The 25,234-nt window shown below is 41.7% G+C and carries 20 protein-coding genes, 1 tRNA gene and 2 pseudogenes; 3 read left to right on the top strand and 20 right to left on the bottom strand.

Features of this window, described 5'->3' with window-relative positions:
* A pseudogene (locus HCJ66_RS11845) lies at positions 1-77 on the bottom strand (WXG100 family type VII secretion target); the annotation flags it as partial.
* Positions 78-397: 320 nt separating this feature from the next.
* Here HCJ66_RS11845 and HCJ66_RS11840 point away from each other — a divergent pair.
* The gene (locus HCJ66_RS11840) at positions 398-727 is read left to right on the top strand and encodes a peptidoglycan-binding domain-containing protein (protein WP_222717490.1); all 330 of its coding nucleotides are present in this window, start codon (positions 398-400) and stop codon (positions 725-727) included.
* 477 nt (positions 728-1,204) lie between these two features.
* On the opposite strand, the gene HCJ66_RS11835 is transcribed toward HCJ66_RS11840, so the two are convergent.
* The 4 genes from HCJ66_RS11835 to HCJ66_RS11820 form a co-directional block, all read right to left on the bottom strand.
* The gene (locus HCJ66_RS11835; RefSeq protein WP_343069000.1) at positions 1,205-1,441 is read right to left on the bottom strand and encodes a CxxH/CxxC protein; all 237 of its coding nucleotides are present in this window, start codon (positions 1,439-1,441) and stop codon (positions 1,205-1,207) included.
* A gap of 488 nt (positions 1,442-1,929) precedes the next feature.
* Complete coding sequence (locus tag HCJ66_RS16495) at positions 1,930-2,208, bottom strand: DUF3885 domain-containing protein (protein WP_187133311.1); 279 nt, start codon at positions 2,206-2,208, stop codon at positions 1,930-1,932.
* Positions 2,209-2,285: 77 nt separating this feature from the next.
* A complete protein-coding gene (locus HCJ66_RS11825) occupies positions 2,286-4,046 on the bottom strand; it encodes a right-handed parallel beta-helix repeat-containing protein (protein WP_187133310.1) in 1,761 nt (586 codons plus the stop codon).
* Positions 4,047-4,288: 242 nt separating this feature from the next.
* Positions 4,289-4,918 carry a 50S ribosomal protein L25/general stress protein Ctc gene (locus HCJ66_RS11820; protein ID WP_187133309.1) on the bottom strand — a complete coding sequence of 210 codons (630 nt, stop codon included), beginning with the start codon at positions 4,916-4,918 and terminating at the stop codon, positions 4,289-4,291.
* Positions 4,919-5,179: 261 nt separating this feature from the next.
* On the opposite strand from HCJ66_RS11820, the gene HCJ66_RS11815 reads away from it, so the two are divergent.
* Together HCJ66_RS11815 and HCJ66_RS11810 are read left to right on the top strand one after the other, a co-directional pair.
* Complete coding sequence (locus HCJ66_RS11815; protein WP_187133308.1) at positions 5,180-6,118, top strand: L-lactate dehydrogenase; 939 nt, start codon at positions 5,180-5,182, stop codon at positions 6,116-6,118.
* Positions 6,119-6,224: 106 nt separating this feature from the next.
* Positions 6,225-6,545, top strand: a complete 321-nt coding sequence (locus HCJ66_RS11810) for a putative heavy metal-binding protein (protein WP_036059045.1) — start codon at positions 6,225-6,227, stop codon at positions 6,543-6,545.
* Positions 6,546-6,620: 75 nt separating this feature from the next.
* Here the strand turns inward: HCJ66_RS11810 and HCJ66_RS11805 are convergent.
* The 15 genes and pseudogenes from HCJ66_RS11805 to HCJ66_RS11735 all read right to left on the bottom strand — a co-directional run bounded on the left by HCJ66_RS11805 (position 6,621) and on the right by HCJ66_RS11735 (position 24,995).
* A tRNA-Asp gene (locus HCJ66_RS11805) sits at positions 6,621-6,693 on the bottom strand.
* A gap of 416 nt (positions 6,694-7,109) precedes the next feature.
* Positions 7,110-8,516 carry a glutamate decarboxylase gene (gene gad, locus HCJ66_RS11800; RefSeq protein WP_187133307.1) on the bottom strand — a complete coding sequence of 469 codons (1,407 nt, stop codon included), beginning with the start codon at positions 8,514-8,516 and terminating at the stop codon, positions 7,110-7,112.
* A complete protein-coding gene (locus HCJ66_RS16005; RefSeq protein WP_222717489.1) occupies positions 8,494-9,102 on the bottom strand; it encodes a hypothetical protein in 609 nt (202 codons plus the stop codon). Before HCJ66_RS16005 ends, gad begins: the two co-directional genes overlap by 23 nt.
* 34 nt (positions 9,103-9,136) lie before the next feature.
* Positions 9,137-9,976, bottom strand: a complete 840-nt coding sequence (locus HCJ66_RS11790; protein WP_181677880.1) for a YitT family protein — start codon at positions 9,974-9,976, stop codon at positions 9,137-9,139.
* 85 nt (positions 9,977-10,061) lie between these two features.
* A pseudogene (locus tag HCJ66_RS11785) lies at positions 10,062-11,045 on the bottom strand (M20/M25/M40 family metallo-hydrolase); the annotation flags it as partial.
* A 420-nt stretch (positions 11,046-11,465) separates the two neighbouring features.
* Positions 11,466-12,410 (bottom strand): N(5)-(carboxyethyl)ornithine synthase, encoded by a 945-nt coding sequence (locus HCJ66_RS11780; protein WP_187133306.1) that lies wholly within the window; start codon positions 12,408-12,410, stop codon positions 11,466-11,468.
* A 376-nt stretch (positions 12,411-12,786) separates the two neighbouring features.
* On the bottom strand, positions 12,787-13,335 hold the full coding sequence (nrdG, locus tag HCJ66_RS11775) for an anaerobic ribonucleoside-triphosphate reductase activating protein (protein WP_187133305.1): 549 nt from the start codon (positions 13,333-13,335) through the stop codon (positions 12,787-12,789).
* A complete protein-coding gene (nrdD, locus tag HCJ66_RS11770) occupies positions 13,328-15,478 on the bottom strand; it encodes an anaerobic ribonucleoside-triphosphate reductase (protein WP_187133304.1) in 2,151 nt (716 codons plus the stop codon). The genes nrdG and nrdD overlap by 8 nt, the downstream gene beginning before the upstream one ends.
* Positions 15,479-16,340: 862 nt before the next feature.
* Positions 16,341-17,075 (bottom strand): UMP kinase, encoded by a 735-nt coding sequence (gene pyrH, locus HCJ66_RS11765; RefSeq protein WP_187133303.1) that lies wholly within the window; start codon positions 17,073-17,075, stop codon positions 16,341-16,343.
* 69 nt (positions 17,076-17,144) lie between these two features.
* The gene (locus HCJ66_RS11760; RefSeq protein WP_187133302.1) at positions 17,145-17,693 is read right to left on the bottom strand and encodes a hypothetical protein; all 549 of its coding nucleotides are present in this window, start codon (positions 17,691-17,693) and stop codon (positions 17,145-17,147) included.
* A gap of 447 nt (positions 17,694-18,140) precedes the next feature.
* On the bottom strand, positions 18,141-18,758 hold the full coding sequence (locus tag HCJ66_RS11755) for an acetyltransferase (RefSeq protein WP_187133301.1): 618 nt from the start codon (positions 18,756-18,758) through the stop codon (positions 18,141-18,143).
* A 117-nt stretch (positions 18,759-18,875) separates the two neighbouring features.
* Entirely contained in the window at positions 18,876-20,405 is a 1,530-nt protein-coding gene (gene ahpF / locus HCJ66_RS11750) for an alkyl hydroperoxide reductase subunit F (RefSeq protein ID WP_187133300.1), read from the bottom strand.
* Between the two features lie 2 nt (positions 20,406-20,407).
* Positions 20,408-20,971: an alkyl hydroperoxide reductase subunit C gene (gene ahpC / locus HCJ66_RS11745; RefSeq protein WP_187133299.1), complete on the bottom strand. Its 564-nt coding sequence runs from the start codon at positions 20,969-20,971 to the stop codon at positions 20,408-20,410.
* A gap of 333 nt (positions 20,972-21,304) precedes the next feature.
* Positions 21,305-22,045: a WxL domain-containing protein gene (locus HCJ66_RS11740; protein WP_036059005.1), complete on the bottom strand. Its 741-nt coding sequence runs from the start codon at positions 22,043-22,045 to the stop codon at positions 21,305-21,307.
* Between the two features lie 133 nt (positions 22,046-22,178).
* Positions 22,179-24,995 (bottom strand): Ig-like domain-containing protein, encoded by a 2,817-nt coding sequence (locus HCJ66_RS11735; RefSeq protein WP_187133298.1) that lies wholly within the window; start codon positions 24,993-24,995, stop codon positions 22,179-22,181.
* Positions 24,996-25,234 lie beyond the last annotated feature (239 nt).

Raw genomic sequence — 25,234 nt, 5'->3', positions numbered from 1 at the left:
ATGTCTTGCCCTTTGCGCCCATAAGTTTTAGAGCGATCGCGAAGTTCTGCAGGGCTCATTCTGATTTGTCCTGACATACCATCCATCTCCTCTTTTATGTAAATATGTAACAAGGAAATTATACCACGCTTCCATATCTTTGTATATGCTTTTTTTATCTTCCTAAAATAGGTATTTCAGTTCTAATTAACGATTTTTCCGCTAATTTATGTGGAATCAACAGGTTGTCTTTTTCATTATTTTCGTACAGTTAAACTTATGCGTATTTTGGACAAAAAAACATCTATATTTCATATTTTGTTCACAAAATATCCATTGAAAAGAATTCGCTTACATGTTAATATTATCTTGTGATTCACAATATTTATGCAATTCAAAAAAGAAAGGGTGAATGAAAATGAAAAAACTATTTATCAGTCTAGGTCTAGTATTTGCATTCTCACTTAGTTTTGTAGGCATGGGATCCATTGTTAATCCACCAGTTGCGCACGCAGATTATTATAACGGGTATAATGTAGCAAGCATTCAAAGGCATTTAAATAATTTTAGAGAAGCCAGAAATTCAAATTGGATTTGGTGGGATAATGTGAAGTTTTCGAAATTAGTAGTGGATGGGAAATACGGTAGTAAAACGAGAGCAGCTGTTGAGGAGTACCAAAGTAAAAATGGGCTGTATGTTGATGGAATTGTTGGTAGAGACACTTGGGCAAAACTTAGTCATGAATAATTGAAACTGAATCAATAAGCTTCTGTTTATATAACATAATTTCATTGCAGGAATCGTTGTATGGGACCATTTAAAAATGGAGTATACAACGATTCTTGCTTTTTCTATTTTTGACATTTCATAAGGGGATGCTTAGACAAAATAAAAAAAAGCCCTCGAAATTAATCGGGGGCACAATAAGGCTAGATGAAGCTGGCATCCCAGAAAGCGCCATACAACAACGTATAGGACATTCAAAAAATTCCCCTGTGACCAAAGTATACAAACACACTGACGAAAACACCAAAGTAAACACTATTGAAGCATACACCAACTACCGCAAACAAAACGGGATATAAGGGGCAGATTAGGGGCAAAAAAACAGAAAGTGTAATAAAGCATTGCACTGCAACACACTTTATTACACTTTCTGGATACTCATAGTTTATCCACCCCTTACTCACATTTTATCCACAGAAATTATCCACATATCCACAATCACTTTCTACATTTTGTGTCTGAACATTCGTTCCCTACCATATATATCGCTCTATTTCCACAGTATCCACAGGTTATCCACAGATTTTCTGACTTATCCACTAGCGTGAACTCCGGAATCGTTCCAACTCCATAAACCCAGTCATCTAGCGCTTCTTCGATATGTTCTTCACAACTATAAATCGGTTTTTCCAATGCTATTCCTTCTTTCTTATGACACAAACTGTGGATAACCACACTGTGTGTATGTGTTTGTCCCCTTATAATACTTATTATGATAGGCGTAATCTGAATAGGCGTCAACTAGCATTCAAGTTTAATTCGAATTTTTCGATTTTATTTGCCTATTTTTAACTCAATATCTATTTTTCGTATATTTTTATCCCCAGTTATTCATTTTCAAGCTATAAATTATTATATTTTAACTTATCCCCAGATTTTCAAGTTGTTACGCACAAGTTATCCCCATTTTTAATCTATATATCCACAAGTGTTTCTACATTTCGTGTCCGAATACACGTTCTCTACGACATATTGATATTCACTCTTATTCTTATACACAGGTTATCCACATGTTTTTAATTGTTGCTATTACTAAAAATAAACCTATCAACCTTTATATAGCAACAAATAATGAGTTATCTAGTTGCCGTTAATTAAATTTTATTCACAGCTATCCATTTTTCTGTGGATAACTTTTCATTAAAAATCACTCTATAAAGTAGTTATCTATCATAGTCTAGTACCCAGTCTTTATATTGTTCATAAAGTGGCCTAAGCGAGTGCGTTTCGTTCCCCACAATATCCACACCTCTATCATCATATGCATGAAAAATAATATTTGTCCTCGTATTAATAAACCAGCACCTACCATGTAAGCGCGGTTTACGAATGAAATCAACATTTAGAATTGCTTGCAACATTCGGACATAGCGCACATCTTCTATTTTACATTTCAGAATTATCCTGTCCTTCGTAGTTCGCCTACTCTCAAATTCTAACATAAAGCCACCCACCAAAAACATAAAAAACCAAGAATGCATCGCGGCGCATTCCTGGTTCTATTCTCTACAACTTATTTCTAAAACAAATACAACGGTGCTTTCTTCGTCACGCTCTTCGTTCCGACTTTACTCGTAATCCATAGAACTTTCGGTTTTGGACTGTAAAATGGCTTCAGCGTGAAATTCACTAGTGGGCCTTTTTTGAGCGCAATTGGCTTGGTCAATGCTTTTCCAGTGGTATCTTTTAGCTGAATCACCTTGCTCGATGTGTCAGTGAAGGACCACATGATGCCGCCGCTGATGATTCCTTTTTTATAAGTCGGGAGCTGGATAACGGTGTCGAGATAGCCTCCGATTTTCTGGAACGGCTTGGTGTTTAGTGTGTTTTGGCCGATATATAGCGTATCAACGACTGGTAGCTTGCGAATCGGTGTTCCCGCGACGATTTGCTTCACGTTTTTGCTGGTGATTTTATTTCCAGTCACTGTTACGAGCGACGTGCCGAAATAGGTCAGTTTGCCGCCGATTGTCTCGGTTTTTTCCCGGACATCGATGAGCGTTTTGTAATAAGTCGGGATGTCTCCGTTAATCGTGAACGTGTTTTGACGAATCGTAATTCCGGATGCCAAACTGCCGTCGCTCGCTCCGCCGAAAATTCGAATCGGAAAACTGATATTTTGGGCGGTAAATTTATTTTTCTCCACTAAAATGTATTTTGGTGCTGTGTAGGTGTTGCGGAGTCGCAGGTTGAAAGTCATGAAGGAAATCGCGTCGGGACTGTTGATCGTGACGGTATTGTTTTGATAAACGGCGTGCGCGATGCCGCTGCCTCGAATTCCTGTGTAGCCAACGTAACGCGCATTTTTCACGCCCCATTTTTGCTCAATTTTTTGGTTATCGGCGATGCGTTTATTGTTTTCTTTTTGTAGGGAAACCTGATTGCCAGTGATGTAAACGTAGTTATTCGCTGGGCCATAGCTGTCGATTCCACCGTCGAGCATCATATCTGGCGCGATTTTAGCTGCCTTGGCCGCATTATAGTGATAACCGCCAAATCGTTCCATCCAATCGATGACTTTATTATTGCGGATGTAGACGGGGGCTTTGGCGGAACCGTTTCCTTGGTACAAACTGATTCCGGAACGGCCGGAATTCTTCACGGTATTGCCGTCGATTCGTAATCCGTCTGTATAACTTGCGGTGATTCCACTTTGTAATCCTGAATTAAGTATTTGATTATTAGCAATATTTACGTTCGTCGCCTTGGCAATACTTAATGCCGCGGAACCTACTTGATTGGCGTTTAAAATCATGTTTTGAACCTGAATATTGTTTTTTGTCGGTTTTTTGTATACAGCATGATAGTTTGCCGCTGTTTCTACTTTTGGCACTGCGCCGATTTCGAGTAAATGACTTTGATACACGTAAATATTATGTTTTTGAAAATCGTATTTGGGCATATTAGCGTTGTATTGGAGCGTGAAATTCCGCAATTGTAGATTATTCACGGTCGTAACGCCCTTTCCGGTTTCTGTCGTCATCGGCCCGCCATTGAGCGTGATTGTAGAATCAGCTGGATTCGTAGTTGCCCCAATCAGCGTGACGTTTGATTTTAAAATAATACTTCCTACTACTTCAAAATTCCCTTTTGGAATCGTGATGGGTGTTTTGGACGTATTGATTGCGTTTTGCAGCATCTTTGTATTTTGAGCCTTGATTGCAGTTGTGGTCCCTGGTTTCAGATCTAATGTCGTTGCTTTTGCGTTTGCGCCTTGGATGAGTAATCCGCCCATCAAGACCATCGCAAAACTGAGAAGCAGTAAAATTCTTTTTTTCATCTTCACTACCCCCTAATTTTCCGAAAAAGTTAAATAAGATACATTTTAATCGCTTCTACTTTTTTCCTTACATTTTTATAAATGGCTTATTCACTTACTTAAACCTATTTCCCCGTTCCAAAACTTATGTAAACCTTCGTGTAATTATGAACAAATGTGTCGAAATTGTGAACACAACAAAAAAACCGAGTAACAACAGCGAATTGCTCGCTCTTATTACTCGGTTCCCATAGTGTTAAATTTTATTTGTCAGGAGTTTCATCTGAACCATGTAACGCTTCTGGTTCTGTTACTGCGCTACTTGTTGTTTCTGGCTCGTCAGCGGTACGCGGTGCGGAAACAGTCGCAATGACTTCTTCGCCCTCGGTAATCACGTCGTAGTCGCCATTTTTAGGAATATCTGTTACCGTAATCGCGTCACCGATATCAAGATCTGTAATATCGACTTCGACTACTTCTGGTAATTTGTCCGGTGTTGCAGAAACTGTGATTTCATAAAGAACTTGTTGCAGTACGCCGCTTAGCTTAACGCCTTTGGACTCGCCGACAAGGTTAATACTCACCGCTGCTTCTACTTCTTCAGACATGTTTACCGCTAGTAAATCGATGTGCTCGATGTCCCCTTTTAATGGGTCTATTTGGTAATCATGTAATAGTACATTTAATTTTGCTCCGTCAACCGATACTGAAAATACGGCATTTCGGCCGTTATCTCGAACTGCTTTAATAAATGTTAAAGAGTCTACGGAAACTGGCACGTTTTCTGCCTTGTAACCATATATAACACCTGGAATTCTACCTGCATTACGGATAGACGTTATGTTCGAATGCGGTTTTGTTTCTCTTTTCTGGACCTCTAATGTTGTTGCCATAAAAAATCACTCCACTCATTCAATTTATGTTGTACACCTCCATCATATACCCTTTCCTAAAAAAAATGAAACAATAAGGGTTTACAATGCGCTATTTAAGGCTAAAGATAGGAGAAATCCTTTTTAGCAAAAACTGTATCACAACGCTTACATGTTTTTAGTATAACACTTTTTCAAAATCAAGTAGTTCAAGGTTTCACAAATGAAGATTACATGTTATACTGTACTAGTAGATCGTATTTTTGAAGGAGGAATTTAAAAATGAAAGATCATCAAAAAATCATTTTAGTTGGCGACGGAGCGGTTGGTTCTAGTTATGCCTTTGCGTGTGTGAACTTAAATATCGGGCAAGAATTCGGAATCATTGATATAGATAAGGACAGAACGATTGGGGACGCGATGGATTTAAGTCACGCGGTACCTTTTTCAGCGCCTAAGAAAATTTACTCAGCGAATTATAGTGATTGTCACGATGCGGATATCGTTGTTGTTACGGCTGGTACGGCGCAAAAACCTGGCGAAACGAGACTTGATCTTGTGAACCGGAATATACGTATTATGAAATCGATTGTCGACGAGGTTATGGCGAGCGGTTTTGACGGTATTTTCTTGGTGGCGTCGAACCCAGTGGATATTCTTACTTATGCGACTTGGAAATTCTCCGGTTTGCCAAAAGAACGCGTGATTGGTTCTGGTACGAGTCTTGATACGGCGCGTTTCCGGATGTCGATTGCGGATTTCTTGAAAGTCGATGCGCGTAATGTTCATGGTTACATTCTAGGTGAGCATGGCGATACGGAATTCCCGGCTTGGAGCCACACAACGGTTGGTGGTCTGCCAATTACAGAATGGATCAATGATAGTGAGCAAGGCGCGATGGATACGATTTTCGTGAGTGTTCGTGACGCGGCTTATGAAATCATCAACAAAAAAGGCGCCACGTTCTACGGGATTGCAGCAGCACTTGCCCGGATTACAAAAGCGATTTTGAATAACGAAAATGCGATTTTGCCATTGTCTGTGTATATGGATGGGCATTATGGCTTGAACGACGTATATATCGGTGCGCCAGCTGTTGTGAATCGTAAAGGCGTTCGCCACGTTGTTGAGATGAAACTTAACGATCGCGAAAAAGATGAAATGGCAAATTCCGCAGCTACTTTGAAAAAAGTGCTGGATGATGCGATGAAAGATTATTGATAGAGTAAATGAAGGCGTCGATATAATTCGGCGCTTTTTTTGTGTTTTCTGACCAAGTATGCTATTTTAATCTCATAACAACATAAAAATCAGGAGGTAATGAAACATGATTTCAACAACAACGCCGAGTGTTGACGGCAAACAGATTGTAGAATACAAGCAAATCGTTTTTGGAGAAGTAATTACTGGGGTTAATTTCATGAAGGATATTGGCGCGGGATTGCGTAATTTCTTCGGTGGACGCTCAGAAGGGTATGAGCAGGAGTTGGTGGCAGCTCGCGAGGAAGCGATTCGGGAAATGGAAGAGCGTGCGGCGAAACTGGGCGCGAATGCCGTTGTTGGCGTGGATATCGATTATGAAGTACTTGGCGCAGATAATGGGATGTTGATGGTGACGGCTTCTGGGACAGCGGTTGTCGTAGCGTAAAATTAGATATATAACAAAAAAATCGCGTTTTGTCTGGGAGAATGAACTCCTAAACAAAACGCGATTCTTATTTGACGGTCCCGACGGGATTTGAACCCGCGATCTCCTGCGTGACAGGCAGGCATGTTAACCCCTACACCACGGAACCTTTCATGCTGCACCATTTTTGGCACTCCCTTATTAAAACATGTTTCAGCCCCTGCGTCAAGCGATTCCACAAGTTTTTTCAAAAAAAACACGACTACCCGTACAATCCTGATTTGGAACACCAAACCCAAGCGGCCCGACAAATGCTTAGTAGCTAAGCAAAAGCGAGCACCATAGCGAAACTTTTAACGACGCTAATCAATGTTTGTCACACATCGCTACATCAAAAGATTTCAAGTTTTTCCAAAAAATACGACTACCCGCAAAATCCTGATTTGGAACACCAAACCCAAGCGGCCCGACAAATGCTTAGTAGCTAGGCAAAAGCGAGTACCGGAGCGGAATGTACTATAGTACACGAGCACCGGAGCGAAACTTTTAACGACGCTAATGAGCGTTTGTCGGGCCGCTGGCCGCTTAGTGGGTGAAGCCGTGGGACCTCTTTGGATGCTGGTTTGCGCTTGGCAGGATATGTGATTTCTCTAATTTTTCAATGCTTGCTTTTAAATCGCGGACGAAAAGAAGTGCGGAGTCATAGCTGAAATCGCCTTTGATGACGGCGCGCAGGACGACGATTTCTTCTAAGTCTGCGGGTAATGGATATGCTGGAACTTGCCAGCCGCGCATCCTTAGGAAATCGGATAGGTCATATAAATCCCATTTAACATCGGTGTCTTCTTTCAATGTCCACGCCACGACGGGAAGTTGATTGGCGGCGTTTATTATTTCAAACATGCCCAGTTTTTCGAGTTCGCTCGTGATGTATTTGGCTGCTTTTTGCGTGCGGGAGTGGACTTGGCGGAAACCTTCGAAACCAAGGCGCAGGAATAGATAGTATTGGGCTACGATGAGACTGGCGGGACGGGAAAAATTGATGGCCATGGTTGGCATGTCGCCACCTAGATAGCTGACGTTGAACACGAGTTCTTTTGGCAGCCACTCTTTGTCTTTCCAAACGACCCAACCGACGCCGGGGTAGACGAGACCGTATTTGTGGCCGGATGTATTGATTGATTTAACGTTATCCAGACGGAAATCCCATTCTAACTCTGGTTCCATAAACGGTGTGTATAAGCCTCCTGACGCCGCATCCACGTGAATATAAACTTTTACCTTACTTGTTTCGTTATAGGTCGTAATCGCGGTGTCTAGCGCTTTGATATCATCATAACGGCCTGTGTAGGTTAATCCCATGATACCGACGACGCAAATGGTGTAGTCATCGATGAGGTCGATTGCTTTATCGGGATCAAGCGCGAGGCATTCTTTGGTCACTGGAACTTCGCGTAATTCGATATCCCAATAGACGCCGAACTTCTCCCAAACGACTTGATACGCCGATGAAATAATCATGTTTGGACGCTTACTCATATCTAAGCCGAGATCGCGCGCTTGTTTTTTCCAGCGAAAAAGTGCGGCCATTCCGCCCAGCATGCAGGCTTCGGATGAACCGACTGTTGACGTACCAATGAATTCGTCGCGTTGATCGGCGTTCCAAAGATTCGCGATAATGTTGACGCAGCGCTCTTCTATTTCCGCAGTTTGTGGATATTCCGATTTATCGACGGCATTTTTATCTAGCGTATTCATGATAAGTTGTTGTGCTTCGGGCTCCATCCAAGTTTGCACGAATGTAGCTAAATTCTGACGGGCACTGCCTTCATCGCGCAATTCGTCCATAATAAAATCGTACGCGGCCCCAGCTGGCATTGTATCTGCTGGTATTTCGTAACGTGGAAGTGGTTGTTCGGATAAACCTTCCCCATAAAATAACCGTATTTCATCGTGCTTCGAGTCTTTCTTATTCCCACCAAGTAATGCCATGTTTAGCCAGCTCCTTTTTAATGTCTTCTCCGTACCATAGCCTCTTTTGGATAATGGCAAACGTATTTACACTATTCCTCACAAAATAGACACAAAGAAACAGAGAAGCGTCTAATATCCTCTCTGTTTCTAAAAAATTTAATGGATTAGTTCGGCCAAAATACTCGTTTTCTTGTTCGTTTTCACCAACACTTCTCGCGGCTTCTTGACTCAAAATCATCGTTCCAGGGAATCCGTACAGCGTCGTGAGCCCGATTGCAATCGACATCGAAACACTGTAGCCGAGAATTTTACCCATGACAGCGGAGAAGACAACACTTCCGCTTACACCGATTGCGAATGCGATACAAAGTGGACCAATAAGAGCCACGAGGTCATCGACGGAAGATGTAGCTAGCGGACCGAAAATAATGATTAGAATGGCTAACATCATGAGACCGTATGCATCGATGCTAATCATGGTTCCGATGTGAACGATGATGGATGCGACGAGTAGTGATGAAATAAGTGACTTGGTTTTTTTGGAAACAAAATCACTGATTGCCCAAATGAGCATGATAATTGTAAAAGCTGTCACTGGATTCATGATTAATCCCCCCGTTTTGTTGTACGCTTCGTTTTTATTCAATTGTGTGATAACTGAAGCCAAGTCCGTGCACTTCAGATACCGTGTAGGCGATGACAAAAGCTTTTTTGTCTAAAGAATTGATGACTTTCAGGATAGTTTGATATTCGCGGGTTTCCAGAACGACCATCAACATCGTTTTTTCACTACCACTATATCCCCCTGACACATTGAAAACAGTGACACCACGACCCATTTCTTCTAATAATCCTTCTTTGATTTCTTCTATTTTGTGATCGCTCATAATCATCACGGCTTTGCGTTTCTTGAGGCCTGTTTCTAAATAATTCATAATAATGGCAACTAAAATAAGTGAGAGTATGGCGAATAGGAATTCTTCGACGCCGAATATGAAAATATTGAAAATAACAATAATCGAATCGACTAAAAAGAGGCCCAGCGATGTGTTCAAGTTAAAATATTTCTTAAGAATGAGCGGTGGAATCGTTGTCCCGCCACTAGAAGCCTCGATACGGTACAAAATCGCAACCCCAATCGCAAAAATCATACTTCCGAAAATAACGGATAGCAGGCGATCTTGTGCGAGCATCACTTCCGGAATAACGGCAAGTGATAGCGGCAGGAGTAGACTTCCAAGGAATGAGCGGACAAACACGGCGCGTCCTAGGAAAATAAAAGCCAGGATAAGCATGATAACGTTCAAAACGAGTACGGTCATCGCGATTGGAATTCCGAGTGCTTGCTCCGCTAAAATTCCGATACCTGTCACGCCACCTGCTGCAATGTGATGCGGCGCGAGAAAGAGGTTAATACTGGCGCCGATAAGCGTAATAGAGACTGCTACGAGTAGAAATTGCTTTACTAAATGTTTCATTTAAACACCTTCAATCTGATTAGTCTTACCTTGGATTCAGTCTATGAAGGATTGCTTTTGTGTCGCGATTTTTAGCATTGCGAGGTTATTCAGACGCTACTTGTTTCACAATTTCGTATGCTAATGCTGTCGCTTTTTCTAGTTCCCGAATTGGAATGTACTCGTGAACGGTGTGGATTTTTTCATAGCCGATGGATAAGTTGGTTGTTTCTTTGCCTTGTTCGTTAAAAATATTGGCGTCACTGCCACCACCACTTGTTTCGTGATTTGCCGTCATGCCTAGTTTCGCCATCGCTTTGGTCGCGATTTTGACTACGTTTGTTTCGGCATCGAAGTGGTAACCGCCGTACTTCATCTCTACTTTTATTGTAATCGCGCCACCCATTTCTGCTGTCGTTTTTTCAAATAAGTCTTTCATGTGCTGTATTTGTGCCTCGCAAGACTCGCTGTTGATTGACCTAACTTCTGCAACCATCCGAACGTGTTCCATCACGATGTTCGTCGCAGTTCCTCCTTCGATTATACCAATATTGGCGGTCGTTTCAACATCGATACGTCCTAGTTTCATCTGAGAAATGGCTTTCGCGGCGATTTCAATGGCTGATATTCCTTTTTCAGGCTCAATTCCAGCATGGGCTGCAGTGCCGTGAATTTCGATTTCAAGACCCGCATGCGTCGGACTGCCAACTGTGATGCTACCAACTGGACCACCCGTGTCTAAAACAAAACCGTAATTCGCGGTAATCGCACTCATATCAAACGCTTTGATTCCGATTAATCCACTTTCTTCCCCGACTGAAAGCACAAATTCGAGCGTTCCATGCGGCGTGTTGTTTTCCTTGATTAACTGGATTGTTTCCAGCACAATCGCGATTCCTGCTTTATCGTCCGCAGCTAAAATCGTCGTACCGTCTGAATAAATGATATCACCCTTAATTTGCGGCTTGATACCCACGCCTGGTGTAACCGTATCCATGTGGCAAGAAAAGAAAATCGCATCGGCATCGGTGGTTGCGGGTAATCGGCATACTAAATTATTAGCGCCAAAACCTGTTTTTGACATCGTGTCAACTAATCGTTTGCTGTTCACCATTGTTGTCTCCTCCCTTTTTCTCATGATTAATATAGGCAATTTGATTTATACTCTGGATTTTCCCGCTATACTTTTGCCCTAAACCTACTTTGCTATTTATAGTTCACTTGCAAATTTTCCAACCTTACACTAAATATGATAAAACTGTAAGATAATCTTAGTAAATTGTTATGTAAACAGCAGGAAACTCCCATGCGCGCAGGCTATAATGGAATTAGGAAAGGAGCTGTTGAATATGAAAAAATTCTGGCAAGTAATTACAGCGATTGGCGAGACACTCGTAGACCCTGCAAAAATGGCTAAGGAAGTTAATCGTGCGAGCTAATCAGACACAACAAAAACCCCGACTATAGCGCCCATCTTATGAATCAGGGTCTATAATCGGGGTTTATGCATTTATTTATACATTGGGTCCATCGCAACAACGACACTAGCTTCGAGCGTTACATTGGCTCTATTTTCAATTAAGTCATCGATATATTTCGCTATTTCTATGGAAATCGAATGTGACGCGGTTCTGTAAAGCAGGCTCGGTGTATGATCGACTACATAATGTAAAATCCCGTCCACCACATACGTTGGATTCGCAATCGTCGTCGGGTTGCTCGTTTCAATAGCCCCCGCCCGGTCGCAGCTAATATCAATAATAATCGCGTTCTTCTTCAAACGCTGTAAATCTTTGCGATACATAATATGATCCGTCCGTTTCAAATCCCACAAAATCGCATTTATAATCACATCATATTGTGGTAATTCCTCTTGAAATAGCGCTTCTTGATTACGATTATAAATATGAACTTCCGCGCCTAGGTTTTGCAATATTTTTTGTGCGCCATGAGACACGTTGCCCCGGCCCAAAATTGCCACTTTTGTATTGTACGGCATCTCGCCAATCAGTTGGTACGCATGCATAATCGCACCCTCGCCTGCCAGCTCATTATTCACCCAGAAGCAATGCCGATTCATGTAGTCCATATTCTCCCAAGCGTAGGCTTTTACCCCTGATTCTACTAATTTATCCGCGATATCCTGATTTTGTTCCGCATGAACCCAGCCAAATATCGTTTGACCTTTTTGTAAATCGCTCAGAAATTCGGAATCACCAATCTTCGGCTCGCAAATAATAGCTTGGCGGAGCACCTCTTCACGTGGCTGGACATGACAACCAAGCGCCAAATATTCCGCATCTGCTATCCCTAATGCCTCACCATATCCCGTTTCGAAAAAAAGCTGATCTGCATTCGTAATAGTCGTGATATGTTCAGGTAACAAAGCAATTCTCTTCTCGTTTTCCTTGTGACTATTAACAAAACCCATCGTCTTTTTCTTCATTTCTAACATTTTTTTGACCTCCATTATATTTGTGGTATAGACGTTTAGTCTAGTACTTTTTGTTTATACCGACTTTTCCGACTAATAATCCTTTTGAGATATTGCATGGTATGTGGAAACTTGGCCATCTGCGCGTCGTATATACTGCAAATAGCGATTAGATGGATCAACCCGAACAACGTCCAAAAATGAAAGGGCGTACAGATTTTCCTCTATCAATCATTCCTTTCCTATGCGTAACATAAAACAAAACATAATGAAGCTCGCGTAAATCAGCAACCTCTTGCTACCTCAATAGTAACACATAAAAACGATACGATGCTGATTTATGTGAAATTTTTACATACAAAAAGCGGTCCTCGTGTTTCTAGACCGCCTTCCATGTTCACTCATATATCACGATTTCGTCTGTTTTCAAAGATGCCCTCACATCAATGATTCGCTGGTTACTCGAGCCGCGAAACGCCAAATTTGGATCAAATAAATCCTGCTCAAATCGCCCATCAACAAGGACATCCACATAAGAAAGCAACGCCAATTTATCCGATGTTTCCCGCATCAATTCTTCCCACGTATAGCCCGTCCACGACCAAATATCCTTCGCATCGCCAAACAAAGCCCGAATCCGTTTCACAAGTGGCAAACAAACACCCGTATTCAAAAATGGCTCCCCGCCCAGCAGCGTCAATCCTTGCACACTTTCATGCCACAAATCCGCGATAATTCTGTCCTCGAGCTCTTCTGAATACGGCATTCCATAGCGAAACGACTGCGCCGCCTTGTTGTAGCAGCCTTCACAATGAAAAGGGCACCCCGAAACATACAAGCTACAACGAACGCCCTCTCCATCAACAAAATTAAACGGTTTATAATCCGCAATATAGCTCGCCGACAAGGCCTCAGCTCGCCATTCTTTCGGTTTTGGATTATTCATTGGACGACTCCAGATGCTTCACACGTTGCGTAATCTCCTCATGTCTGCCGTGCACCATCGGCCGTTTCATCGGGTTCCCAAGATATCCACACGTCCGCTTCACCACATCCGCCGTCTCGGGGTTCGTATTCCCACATTCCGGACACTTAAATCCTTCCGCGGTTGGCGCAAACTCCCCTTCAAAATCACACTCATAACAACGATCAATCGGCGTATTCGTTCCCAAATAAGCGACGCGCTCATACGCATAATCCCAAACCGCTTCCAAAGCTTTCAGGTTATGCGTCAACTTCGGATATTCACAATAATGAATAAAACCACCCGCACAATACTCCGGATATTCCATCTCAAAATCGAGCTTCTCAAACGGCGTCACTTTTTTGCGGACATCATAATGGAACGAATTTTGATAGTATTCTTTGTCGGTAATATCTTTAATATCACCATATTTAGCCCGATCCAAACGGTTAAACCGATCCGTCAAACTCTCGCTCGGCGTCGAATACACACTAAACCAATAGCCGTACTCCGCTTTCCAATCATCCGCGTAGCCTTTTAGCTCCTTCAAAATTTCCAAAGTAAACGCCTTCGCTTCTGGATTCGTCTCCCATTCACCTCCATAAAACATCGTCGCCGCCTCATACAAGCCAATATAACCAATCGAAATCGTCGACCGTTCCTTGTTGAAAAGTTGATCCACATCCTGCCCGTCATCAAGCCGCTTCCCAAACGCACCATACTTATACAAAATCGGCGCATTCTCCGGTTTCGCCTCCCGAACCCGCTCCAATCTGAAAAGTAGCGCGTCCTTCACCGTCTGCATCCGTTCCGTGAAAATTTCCCAGAATCGTTCCTTGTCGCCACCACTTTGAATCGCAATCCGCGGCACATTTAGCGTCACAACACCCAAGTTATTCCGTCCCGCATTCACAAACGCACCATCCGCATCTTGCCACGCCGGTAAAAATGAACGGCAACCCATCGGCACCTTGAAATCCCCGGCCAAGCGCACCAGCGAATCATAATTCAGCACATCCGGGTACATCCGTTTCGCCGAACATTCCAGCGCCAACTGCTTAATATCGTAGTTCGGATCCGCCGCATCCAAATTCGTCCCCCGCTTCACCGAGAAAACCAGCTTCGGAAAAATCGCTGTCTGCTTATCCTTCCCAATCCCGCCAAGCCGAACCTTCAAAATCGCCATTTGAATCTCGCGCGCAAACCAGTCCTCGCCAAGGCCAAAGCCCAGCGTCACGAACGGCGTCTGCCCATTACTCGTGTATAACGTATTAATCTCATACTCCAAACTCTGCATCGCGTCATAAATATCTTTTCGCGTCCGCTCCCACGCAAATTCCTCTCGACTTCCTGCCCAAACCCATTTTTCCGCCTCACTCTTATGTTTCAAATAATTCCGCATCGCGTACACCGCTAAAACCTCATCAATCCGATCCACCGAACAACCACCGTACTGCGAACTCGCCACATTCGCAATAATTTGCGCAATTTGAGCCGTCGCGGTCTGAATCGATTTCGGACTTTCCACATTCGCATTCCCAATCGTGAAACCGTTCGCCAGCATCCCCGCAATATCAATCAAACAACAATTCGTCATCGCGTGATACGGACTATAATCCAGATCGTGAAAATGAATGTCCCCCTTCAAATGAGCGTTCGCCACATGTTTTGGCAACATATATTTCAACGCATAGCTCTTCGCCACCGCGCCCGCCGTCAAGTCCCGCTGCGTATTAAACACCGTCGCATCCTTATTCGCATTCTCGTTCACAACCGTCTTATCCCGATCCAGCAACTTTTGCACGCTCGTCGTCAAGTCCGTCATACTCGCCCGCTGCGAATCCCGGTCATGCCGATACTCAATATAAGCCCGCGCCACATCCGGATATGTAGATTTCATCAGCTGATTCTCGACCACATGCTGAATCTCATCGATTGTCACCGCCGCATCGTTTGGTAAACTCTTCACAATATCAACTAAAACTGCTTCCAAATACCCCGCATCATCCACGCCACAACTCACCATCGACGCCTGCACCGCATTCCGAATCTTAATCAGGTCAAACCCGACCTTCCGACCGTCCCTTTTGATAACCAATTGTTCCGTTTCCTTCTCCACGTACATTATCTCCGCTTCCCTTCGACCACTATATATTGTATCCACATTCTCATTATGGCACAAGATAAGCTTTTTTTCTAACAAAAATCAGAACTCCCTCAAAAATAGGCTATTCGAACGAACTTTCAAAAAAGGCTTGCCATTGGAGAATGTGATTATAGAAACAATCTTATTTTGCCAGATAATAATGACTACATAGTAAAGAGGCTAACGGCTTATTTTCACGAAAAAACAGCGATAGACCGTTGATTCACGATATGCACCTTAAACTTCTATGTCCGCGGTACCACCATTCAACTGTCTATCGCTTCTATTAAAAAATAGTTGCTGCTTTTTTTAGAATAACATCCGTGCTTGCTGTAATGTTTTTATATACTTCTTGATTTATTCTATTATATAATACTGCACCAATTTCATAATTCAAAAGCGTTGTGGCACAATGACTTTCATAACATCAAAAACAACTAGTAGCAAGTTTTCAAATCTCTTTACCTGCGCTATCCTGAAATGAAATGGGTTATTATTCCTATAAAAACAAAAGTGGAGTTATGAAATTGATTCAACTGGTTCAATCCATTAAAATGAAAAAATAATAACATGAGTAGTAACACATTAATCAAAATTTCTACTGCCTTTATTCGAATCAAATTACTTTTAATATCTTTAGGGACCTTCCTTCCAAGATAAATTCCTATTAAACTAGCGACTATTAAGGATGTCATGATAGCAGAAGTCATTGCATGTGAAAAAATTAATTAGGTATATTGGTATCAGTATAAACAGCGCTATATTGTAAAATTTAGTAAAAAATCAAGGAGTAAACATACTTTTAGCACCTGTGGTAACAGATAAAATTTCCGTAGCATTCTCAGCTATCCAATTTTGAATTTGAAGATGTTATGATGGTTCCTAAAGATGCTTCACTTGAAAATAAATTTACTAAATTAGGTGTATTAAAATCAATGACACGTATTGGTAAATCATGCTCCTTGGCTAGCAATAAAGCAGATTGATCCATCACTCGAATATTATTTTTCAGAACATCGTCATAGTTTAATATTTTGTATTTTTGAGCATTCTCAACTAAATTTGGATCAGCAGTATACACTCCATCCACTCCATTTTTAGCGACCACGATGCTATCCGTATTAGTCTCAATAGCTCTCTGAACAGCAGGATAATCAGTGGTTACGAAAGGTTGTCCATTTCCCCCAGCAAAAATAACAATACATCCTTTTGTTAAGTGTTGAATAGCTCGTAGTCTAATATATGGTTCAGCCACTGTATGGATTGGTATAGAAGTCATCACTCGTACCTCTCTATCCGAGAGAGAATTTAAAACACCTCTAAGAATTAAACTATTAATAATAGTTCCTAATGTCCCGATATTATCTGCCTCAGCTCTTTCAATTCCCCAATCCTTCGCAAGATTTCCTCGGAATAAGTTCCCTCCACCCACTACAATAGAAACTTGCACTCCCGAATCTGCCAAATCAATAATTCTTTGTGCAACTTGCTTAAACTTTCCTTGATTAAAATGATCTTCTTGTTCGCCAAGCGCTGCCCCGCTAATCTTTATTAAAATTCTTTTTCTATTTACCATAGTTAGAAAATTCCTCTCTATATTTATATTCTGTTTTCATCAACTCGCTTAAAACTGCTGACAAACATATTAAATACCTGTTTTAGCAATAAGATATTTAGTACTTTTAATAGTTTTACCTGTATTCTTATTTTTAACAATTACAAGTCTATATCCAGCATATGTCTGCGTCCTATGTTTAGAATCAGCCAAATAGACATAGGTACCAACTTGAACTGGAAACTGCGCTCCCACTTTTCCTGATATCAACTGAGTAATGGCACCACCCCCGCCCAAAATACTAATAGCAGTAGCGACATTAGGTAACCCTCCATATCCAGTTGCCAATCCTGCAAAAACAGCTCCTATTGCATTGACAGCTTGTTCCCTATTTTGATATGCAATCGACTTATTAGTTAGCTTAGAACTATATAAATAATGACCAGCACTCGCAGCAGGCGCTTTAACCCCAGAATTATCCACTGGAACATTCGCTCTGAGCATAAAAGAAACTGGTTCACCATCTATCTGATTTGAATCTCCCTCCGGTAATTCACTTGCACTAACGAAAGTAGGTGAAACTGTACTTAAAATCAAACTTCCTGCCATAAATATAGAAATAATCTCTCTCTTTTTCAAAATAAACCCCACCTTATAGTTATTTATGATACAATCATAAATAATTATAATCTTTAAAATAAGGGGATAAGCTATATGCGTTTTTCATTAATTGTACACACATTAGGAAGTATCATATTTTTTTCATTTTTTATCTACATGACATTTATAAAAGCTGATAAGAGTCTCATCATCCTATCATTAGGAGCTATGATATATTTCATACTTATGACAGTAATCAGCTATCGAAATTACAAGAAAAAAATGACTAAAACTGATATATAAAGAGCACACTTCTGCATTACTAACAACCAGCGCTTCTAGAACTCCTATTGGGAGGAAAAGAATCGCTTTTTATTTGGGAATTCTATGACATTTAAAAACGGCGGCATTGGATCGGTTATACTAAACTAGACAACAGTAATATAAATTATATACTTACTTCGTTCTCATACATACAGAAGCCCATCACTTCTCCAACTTCCTCGCCGGCACCCCAACATATGCCATCCCAGCCTCCGTATCACCAACCACCACCGCGCCCGCGCCAATCACAGAATACGCGCCTAAATCTACCCCCGGATTCACAACCGCCGAAGCCCCAACATGAACACCCGTACCAATTTTAACACCACCAGTTACCGTAGCCCTTGGTGAAACGTGAGCTACCTCGGAAATAATCACGTCATGCTCAACAATCGCGCCTGTATTAATAATCGTATGCGCGCCAATAACGCTATCTGGCTGGACCACCGCTAACGGCATAATAACACTGCCCGGTTCAATCGTCGCCGCCTTCGAAACAATCGCCGTCGGATGTATAATCGTTGCATACCGCACATCGCCCAATTTAGCCGCAACCCCCGCACGCGCCTTATTATCACCAATAGCGATGAACCACAATACCGTATCTTTTTTATACAGCTCAAAATCGTCAAATGGAGCTCGGAATTGCGCCCCCTGTTTTTCATAACTTGTATATTTATTATCTAAAACACCGATAATGGTATCCACACCTTGTTGCTCCAAGCATTCTCGAACAACCTTGCTATGCCCGCCGTCTCCAACTATAATTACATCTGCCATCTCGCGTCTCCTTTAACTGATACATTTTTATTCAGTATACCACGATATCCCGCTTTCAGAGAACCACAAAAAAGCTACCGACCTACAACTTAAAAACGTTGCAGATCGATAGCTTTTTTAGTTGCGAATCATATAATCAAACGCGCCAAGTGCTGCTGTAGCCCCAGAGCCCATCGAAATAATGATTTGTTTGTAGGCGCTGTCTGTGCAATCCCCAGCTGCGAATATGCCGGGAACGCTTGTCTCGCCATGTTTATTCGTTATAATCTCGCCCATTTTATTGCGTTCGATACCGTCGCCAAGCCATTCTGTGTTCGGCGCTAAACCAATCAAAATGAAGACTCCCTCTACATCCACATGAACTTCTTCGCCCGTTTCGCGGTTCACGTAAGTAACGCCACTCACTTTGTCCTGCCCTGTGATTTCTTTTGTTTGTACATTTTTCAAGACAGTGACATTCGGTAAGGAGTAAAGGCGCTTCTGCAAAACGTCATCGGCTTTTAATTCCGGCATAAACTCAAGCACAGTCACATGCTTCACGGTACCAGCAAGGTCAATCGCTGCTTCAATACCAGAGTTTCCACCGCCAACAACCGCGACATTCTTCCCTTCAAAAAGTGGACCGTCACAGTGTGGGCAATATGCGACGCCTTTATTTTTGAATTCCTGTTCGCCAGGAACGCCGATATTGCGCCATCTTGCACCCGTTGAGATAATCGCCGTTTTAGTCGTTAAAACAGCGCCATTTTCTAGCGTGACTTCCACGTTTTCTTTCTTCTCAATACTTTTTGCACGTACTTGCTTCATCACATCAACGCCGTATTCGTTCACGTGCTCCTCAATCTGCGCGATCAGTTTTGGACCTTCTGTGTATTTCGTTCCGATCACGTTTTCGATGCTCAGCGTTTCTAGAACTTGACCGCCGAATGTATCTGCGACAATCCCCGTGCGAATCCCTTTACGAGCGGCATAAATCGCAGCACTTGCACCCGCTGGACCGCCACCAATTACAAGGACATCGAAAGGTTCTTTATCTTCAAATTCAGAGGCATCTGCTTCACCCACGATGTTTGTGAGGATTTGCTCGATAGTCATGCGGCCACTCCCAAATAGGGAACCATTTTCAAAAATAGTCGGTACAGCCATGATGTTTTTGGCTTCTACTTCGTCTTTAAACATGCCGCCTTCGATCATTGTATGCGTGATATTCGGGTTCAATACACTCATGATATTGAGCGCCTGCACGATGTCCGGGCAGTTATGGCACATCAAACTTACGTAAGTCTCAAAATGATGTGGTGTGTTGATTTTTTTGATCTGAGCTACGACGTCATCACTGATTTTCGGTGGACGGCCACTTACTTGTAGTAATGCTAAGATCAGTGAAGTAAATTCATGTCCAAGCGGAATCCCGGCGAATGCAATGCCAAAGTCGGTATCTTCACGTTCGACACTAAAGCTCGGTGTTCTTGTAAGCGTGCTTTGCTCTAAACGGATTTTTGGAGACATTTCCGCGATTTCCGTGACGAATTCGAGTAACTTTTGCGAGTTTTCATCTGTTGCGACGCTTACTTTTAGAACAATGTTTTGTTCCAGTAAATCCAGATAGCCCGCTAGTTGTTCTTTGATTTGTTGATCTAATGCCATTTTTAGATTTTACCTACTAAGTCTAGGCTTGGTTTCAGTGTATCCGCGCCTTCTTTCCATTTCGCCGGACAAACTTCGCCTGGATTGTTGCGTACGTATTGTGCCGCGCGAATTTTATCAACTAAAGTACTGGCGTCGCGACCAATACCGTCTGCGTTAATTTCGATTGTTTGCACCACACCGTTTGGATCAATAATAAATGTTCCACGATTCGCTAAGCCTTCTTCTTCATCTAGCACATCAAAAATACGTGAGATTTTGTGCGTTGGATCGCCAATCATGATGTATTCGATTTTGCCAATAGCGTCTGAAGCGTCGTGCCATGCTTTATGCGTGAAATGTGTGTCTGTTGAAACAGAGTAAACTTCTACGTCTAAATCTTGCAGTGTCTTATATTGGTCTTGCAAATCTTCTAGTTCCGTTGGGCAAACAAATGTGAAATCGGCAGGGTAAAAGCAGACAACACTCCATTTTCCTTTGAAATTTTCTGATGAAACATCTATAAATTCACCTTGATGGAAAGCTTTTGCAGCAAACTCTTCTATTTCTTTACCTATTAATGACATTATTATTCCTCCCTAAATCTTCTAGTATGTGAAACTACACACTTAAAATTATCGCCTTGTTTCGTGAGATTGTCAACAGTTAATTATAATGTTTATTGTTTTGAAGTCACTATAAATTTACATAGCGTTGTTCGAATCACTAGAAACCATTCTATATCAACGGATTTAATTTTAGCTATACTATTATTTTTTTGTATACTTTTTATTTTTATCAATTATAACTCATATTCTCAATTATATGTATACCAACTTCTGTGTTCAAACAGGAAAATGCGCATCCAAAATCTGACTTAGATTTTGAATACGCATTTTCTAGTTTAGTCTCGTATTAAATTATTGTGGTGTATCAGAAAGTGTCCATGTTAATGTTGTTGCATAATCAGAATCGGCATATTTCGCGCTCTTACCTGGAACTGTTAGCGTTACGGCATCTGCTGCTGCAGTGTTATCTGCTCCAAATTTGTCTACCCATTGACCCATACCTTGATTGGCTGTTGCGTTCATAACCATGGATGCTGTACCATTCGGGTTCAATTTGATTTGTTGATTCACAGTTGGTGCTGTTACGCCTGCGCCAGTTTTTGTTATCGCAGTTCCTTTTGTAATCGCGATTTCTGCGCCTTCAAGGTCACGTGCTGAGCCGTCTTTTAATTGGCCATTTTGCGCTACTGTCAGGTTCCAACCAGCGTTATTCCCACGGTTATCGGTTACTTGCACGTTGTTTGGTGCGTCTACATATTCACCGCCAACTTTAACTTTGTCTAGTTTGGCATTATATGTTTTCGTTTCCCCAGAAATTTCTTGGGTACCAAAATCAAATTCGGATACGTAGCCAATGCTTAATGGGCCGCCTGTACCTGGGTTTACGCCTGCATCTGGATCAAGTGGTTGGTCCGGATCAAGTGGATTGACTGGAGGAATAATCGTTTCTTCTGCTTGTTTCGTGAAGCTTACTTTGCTGTCTGTTGTTAACGAGCCAACTTCTGCTGCGGATGCTTGGTGACCCATACCGAAAGTTGCTGCTACTGCTGAGATTGTTACTAAACCGATTACTGCATATTTTTTGATTGTCATGTGAAATTGTTCTCCTTTGAAGTGCCAGGATTTGATGGGGCTATCCCGAGATCACTTGGCCTTGCTCGTGTTCTGCCATGTTAAGAAATATCCTGCGATTCTCTTATCACCACATCCTTTATCGTTATTTTTATTAAGGTGTATCGTTCAATGTCCAGGTGATACTTGTTTGATAATCTTCATCTGCTTTGACGCCGGTTGTATTGACTTTCATGCGCAAGCCTTGATCTTTCGCCCACTGAATATTTTTGTTCGTTTCTGTGTCGGATTTGCCTTCATAGATGGTAAAAGCTTCATTGTCTAAGATTCGCGTTTCTGTTGTGCCTTTTGTGAAAGTGAAGGCGTTCGTTAGTTTTTTAGCTGTCGGGTCTGTCATATTCTCAAAAGGTCCGTTCACTGTCGCTGTTACAGCCCATTGGTCGCCGTTATTTCTCGCATCTGTCACGCCAACGTTCCAATCGGTTTTTTCACGATCAATTGTTGTTTCACTTGATTTAATTTCTGTCGTATTAAATCCAAGTACTGACGGTGTTTCTGTGAAGCCAAAAGTTGTATTATCTTTGATTTCAACGTGTGAAGTCGCTGTCGCTGTTCCTAATTTGTAAGTCAACGTGTATGTTCCTGATGTGGTCGGTACTGGTGATTCTAATGTGACTTGGTTCGTCAAATCGGCTCCTGATGTCATATCCCAACCTTGCACTTTTGCTTGTTGGCGTAGAAGGGTTGCTACTTGTTCGGACGTCTTTCCTTCGAGATCACTCGTGTTTAACTGCGCATCGCCACTATGCAACATATAGTTATCTTGTATCTTGGTGTTCTCATCTTTAACGCTGTACGTTACATTTTTTATCGTTTTATTTCCAGCTTTATCTTGGATAGCAATTTGAGCCGTTCTCACGCCGATTGTGGCCGTTGTTGGTGGTGTGACGTAGCTTATCGAAATATTATTGGCTACATCCGCGTCTGCATTATCGTGTACGTTTGTCAGGAAAGTACTTGCGGCCGGAATAGATGCGCCTTTATCGAGCGTTTGTGTTATCGTATCTGCTGTTGGAGCAATTGTATCTTTCACGGTTATCGTGCTTGTAAAGGTACGTTTGAGGTATTTACCTGAATTCAATTGCTGATCGACCTCAACTTGAACGGTGCTTGTACCTACTTTAGATAGATTTGGTGCTTGGACAAAATTATCTGCTACTTTCAATCCACCACCTGCTGGCAAATTGACAAAATCACTCGTTTTCACTGTATCACCGGTATTTATGGTTACATTTTTTGTTGTGATATTATCTTGGAGCACTCGTTTGTAGCCATTTGGCGTAATTTCAAAATAGTTATATCCTTTTGGCAAATTCTCCGCTCCATCTAATGATGTTGCTGTCGGTTGAGTTAGAAAAACCCTTGCTTCGGGTTGGTAAACTTCGATAATATCTCCGTAATCAACGCTCGGTGTACCATATGCGTTCATAAAATCACTTACAATTCCTGTTCCTGCGGATGATTTATCAAAATAAGCAGCGCCTAGCTCATGTTCATCAGTTACTTTCATAATCTTGTTAGAGTAGTAAGTTGTAGAGAAGTAGGAATGCATTTTCCCGTATGCGTAATCCGCATCAATTCCAGGAGTATCTGTCAAATATGGATGTTCCCCATGATGAATTGTAATCGCTGCGATTCCTCGATTTCCAGAGGCACCTTGGTATCCAATACCCGAAGAGAAGATTGTATCTCCGAACTGGGCTGTAGTTGGAACTACGATGGTTTGTGCTACTTGGGTGCTGAGATCTGTCACTTTAATACTCGTGTTACTTACTCCAACTTGATCCGTTCTTGCTTTTGTGACGTATTCTATTTTCATGTTAGTTCCATCATTTTTAATATCTGTTAAAAATGCTTTTGGATCTATTTTTGAAATATCGGTTCCTAATATGAAAGTTTGCGGATTTGCAACGGCGAATACTTCCTCTTTCACTGTTACTTGTGTTGCGTCACTTATATTTCCAGAAGCATCTTGGGCTGTAATTTCAAGAACTGTATCTTTCGGTTGAACTGGGATGGTAACGATGTAATCGCCTGATCCGTTTGCTGTCGTTGTTCCAATTTCTGTACCGTTTACTTTGATGGAGACTTTGGCGCCAGCTTCTGTTTTACCAGTTATGGTGTTTGATGTTGGATAAACCTTCGATGCGGTAGGCGCTTCTGGTGGTGTTTGGTCCGCGTCAACTAGTTGCAGGTTTTTATATTGTGTTACTAACTGTTGTCCTGCATCTGTTGAGTTGGGAAATTGGCCGAAAACAACGACTTGTGTACTGCTACCCGCTACAAATGTTTTCGAATAGTGTTTCCAAGTTGTATCATCGTTCGCAATCGTCACACTCGTATTTTCTAGTGATTTATCTGTCGTGAGCCCGCCACTGCCACCTAGTTTTCCGATTGTAAAATATAACTCATTTTTGCCATCTGTCACATTGCTTGAAGCAACGCGATAATCTGTCGAAACAGTATACTCTTTACCTGGTGTAAGTCCATATAATTGTTGTCCAAAACTGCTATTTACTTTCGCTGTGGTCCCTGCTTCTGTTATGGATCTCATTTGAATGGCAGCTTCATTACCGATCATTAATGGCTTAGCAAATACTTGGTAATCTATTGGATTCGTGATTTTGTATTCATCACCGGTTTTTTCCATGAATCGATTCAATGCTAAACTATTATCGAACAAACCGGCTTGTGAATATAGCCAACCTACATTCCCTTGACTTCCAAAAAGTGTGAAACCCGTATCTTTAAATAAATTCTTTGTTTGAATCGTGGCACCTAACATAGCACCTGTTTTTAAAGTTTGACTTACTTTCACGGGCTCCTTTATGACTTCTGCTTGAGCAACTCCTGCGAACATCGGTGCTGGCATCATGATTGTGAGCGCAATGGCTACTATTTTCTTTTTCATGACATCACCTTCTCATCTATTTTGTGGTGCGTATTGTTTGTCTGTTTCTTAAGTACGTGATTATTATACCGCTCTCTGCTAAAACTGTTTTTTGATCCGGACTATTTACAAAAGGTACTACATGAATATCTGCAGTATATATATTCTTCTAGTAGATAATATACGTTATATTCATACTATTAATGGGCCTCTCTGTCTTTATATGTGCCATAATGATGAACATTTGAAAAATCTATATC

The sequence above is a fragment of the Paenilisteria portnoyi genome (assembly GCF_014322795.1).
GTDB lineage: Bacteria > Bacillota > Bacilli > Lactobacillales > Listeriaceae > Listeria_A > Listeria_A portnoyi.
The sequence above is the reverse complement of the archived record's forward strand: the minus strand, read 5'-3'. Positions and strand labels throughout refer to the sequence as shown.

Excerpts from the sequence above, each read along its gene's own strand:
- HCJ66_RS11840 (WP_222717490.1), top strand. The coding sequence starts at position 398 with ATGAAAAAACTATTTATCAGTCTAGGTCTAGTATTTGCATTCTCACTT.
- HCJ66_RS16495 (WP_187133311.1), bottom strand. The coding sequence starts at position 2,208 with ATGTTAGAATTTGAGAGTAGGCGAACTACGAAGGACAGGATAATTCTG.
- HCJ66_RS11825 (WP_187133310.1), bottom strand. The coding sequence starts at position 4,046 with ATGAAAAAAAGAATTTTACTGCTTCTCAGTTTTGCGATGGTCTTGATG.
- HCJ66_RS11820 (WP_187133309.1), bottom strand. The coding sequence starts at position 4,918 with ATGGCAACAACATTAGAGGTCCAGAAAAGAGAAACAAAACCGCATTCG.
- HCJ66_RS11815 (WP_187133308.1), top strand. The coding sequence starts at position 5,180 with ATGAAAGATCATCAAAAAATCATTTTAGTTGGCGACGGAGCGGTTGGT.
- HCJ66_RS11810 (WP_036059045.1), top strand. The coding sequence starts at position 6,225 with ATGATTTCAACAACAACGCCGAGTGTTGACGGCAAACAGATTGTAGAA.
- gad (WP_187133307.1), bottom strand. The coding sequence starts at position 8,516 with ATGGCATTACTTGGTGGGAATAAGAAAGACTCGAAGCACGATGAAATA.
- HCJ66_RS16005 (WP_222717489.1), bottom strand. The coding sequence starts at position 9,102 with ATGAATCCAGTGACAGCTTTTACAATTATCATGCTCATTTGGGCAATC.
- HCJ66_RS11790 (WP_181677880.1), bottom strand. The coding sequence starts at position 9,976 with ATGAAACATTTAGTAAAGCAATTTCTACTCGTAGCAGTCTCTATTACG.
- HCJ66_RS11780 (WP_187133306.1), bottom strand. The coding sequence starts at position 12,410 with ATGTTAGAAATGAAGAAAAAGACGATGGGTTTTGTTAATAGTCACAAG.
- nrdG (WP_187133305.1), bottom strand. The coding sequence starts at position 13,335 with ATGAATAATCCAAAACCGAAAGAATGGCGAGCTGAGGCCTTGTCGGCG.
- nrdD (WP_187133304.1), bottom strand. The coding sequence starts at position 15,478 with ATGTACGTGGAGAAGGAAACGGAACAATTGGTTATCAAAAGGGACGGT.
- pyrH (WP_187133303.1), bottom strand. The coding sequence starts at position 17,075 with ATGGTAAATAGAAAAAGAATTTTAATAAAGATTAGCGGGGCAGCGCTT.
- HCJ66_RS11755 (WP_187133301.1), bottom strand. The coding sequence starts at position 18,758 with ATGGCAGATGTAATTATAGTTGGAGACGGCGGGCATAGCAAGGTTGTT.
- ahpF (WP_187133300.1), bottom strand. The coding sequence starts at position 20,405 with ATGGCATTAGATCAACAAATCAAAGAACAACTAGCGGGCTATCTGGAT.
- ahpC (WP_187133299.1), bottom strand. The coding sequence starts at position 20,971 with ATGTCATTAATAGGTAAAGAAATAGAAGAGTTTGCTGCAAAAGCTTTC.
- HCJ66_RS11740 (WP_036059005.1), bottom strand. The coding sequence starts at position 22,045 with ATGACAATCAAAAAATATGCAGTAATCGGTTTAGTAACAATCTCAGCA.
- HCJ66_RS11735 (WP_187133298.1), bottom strand. The coding sequence starts at position 24,995 with ATGAAAAAGAAAATAGTAGCCATTGCGCTCACAATCATGATGCCAGCA.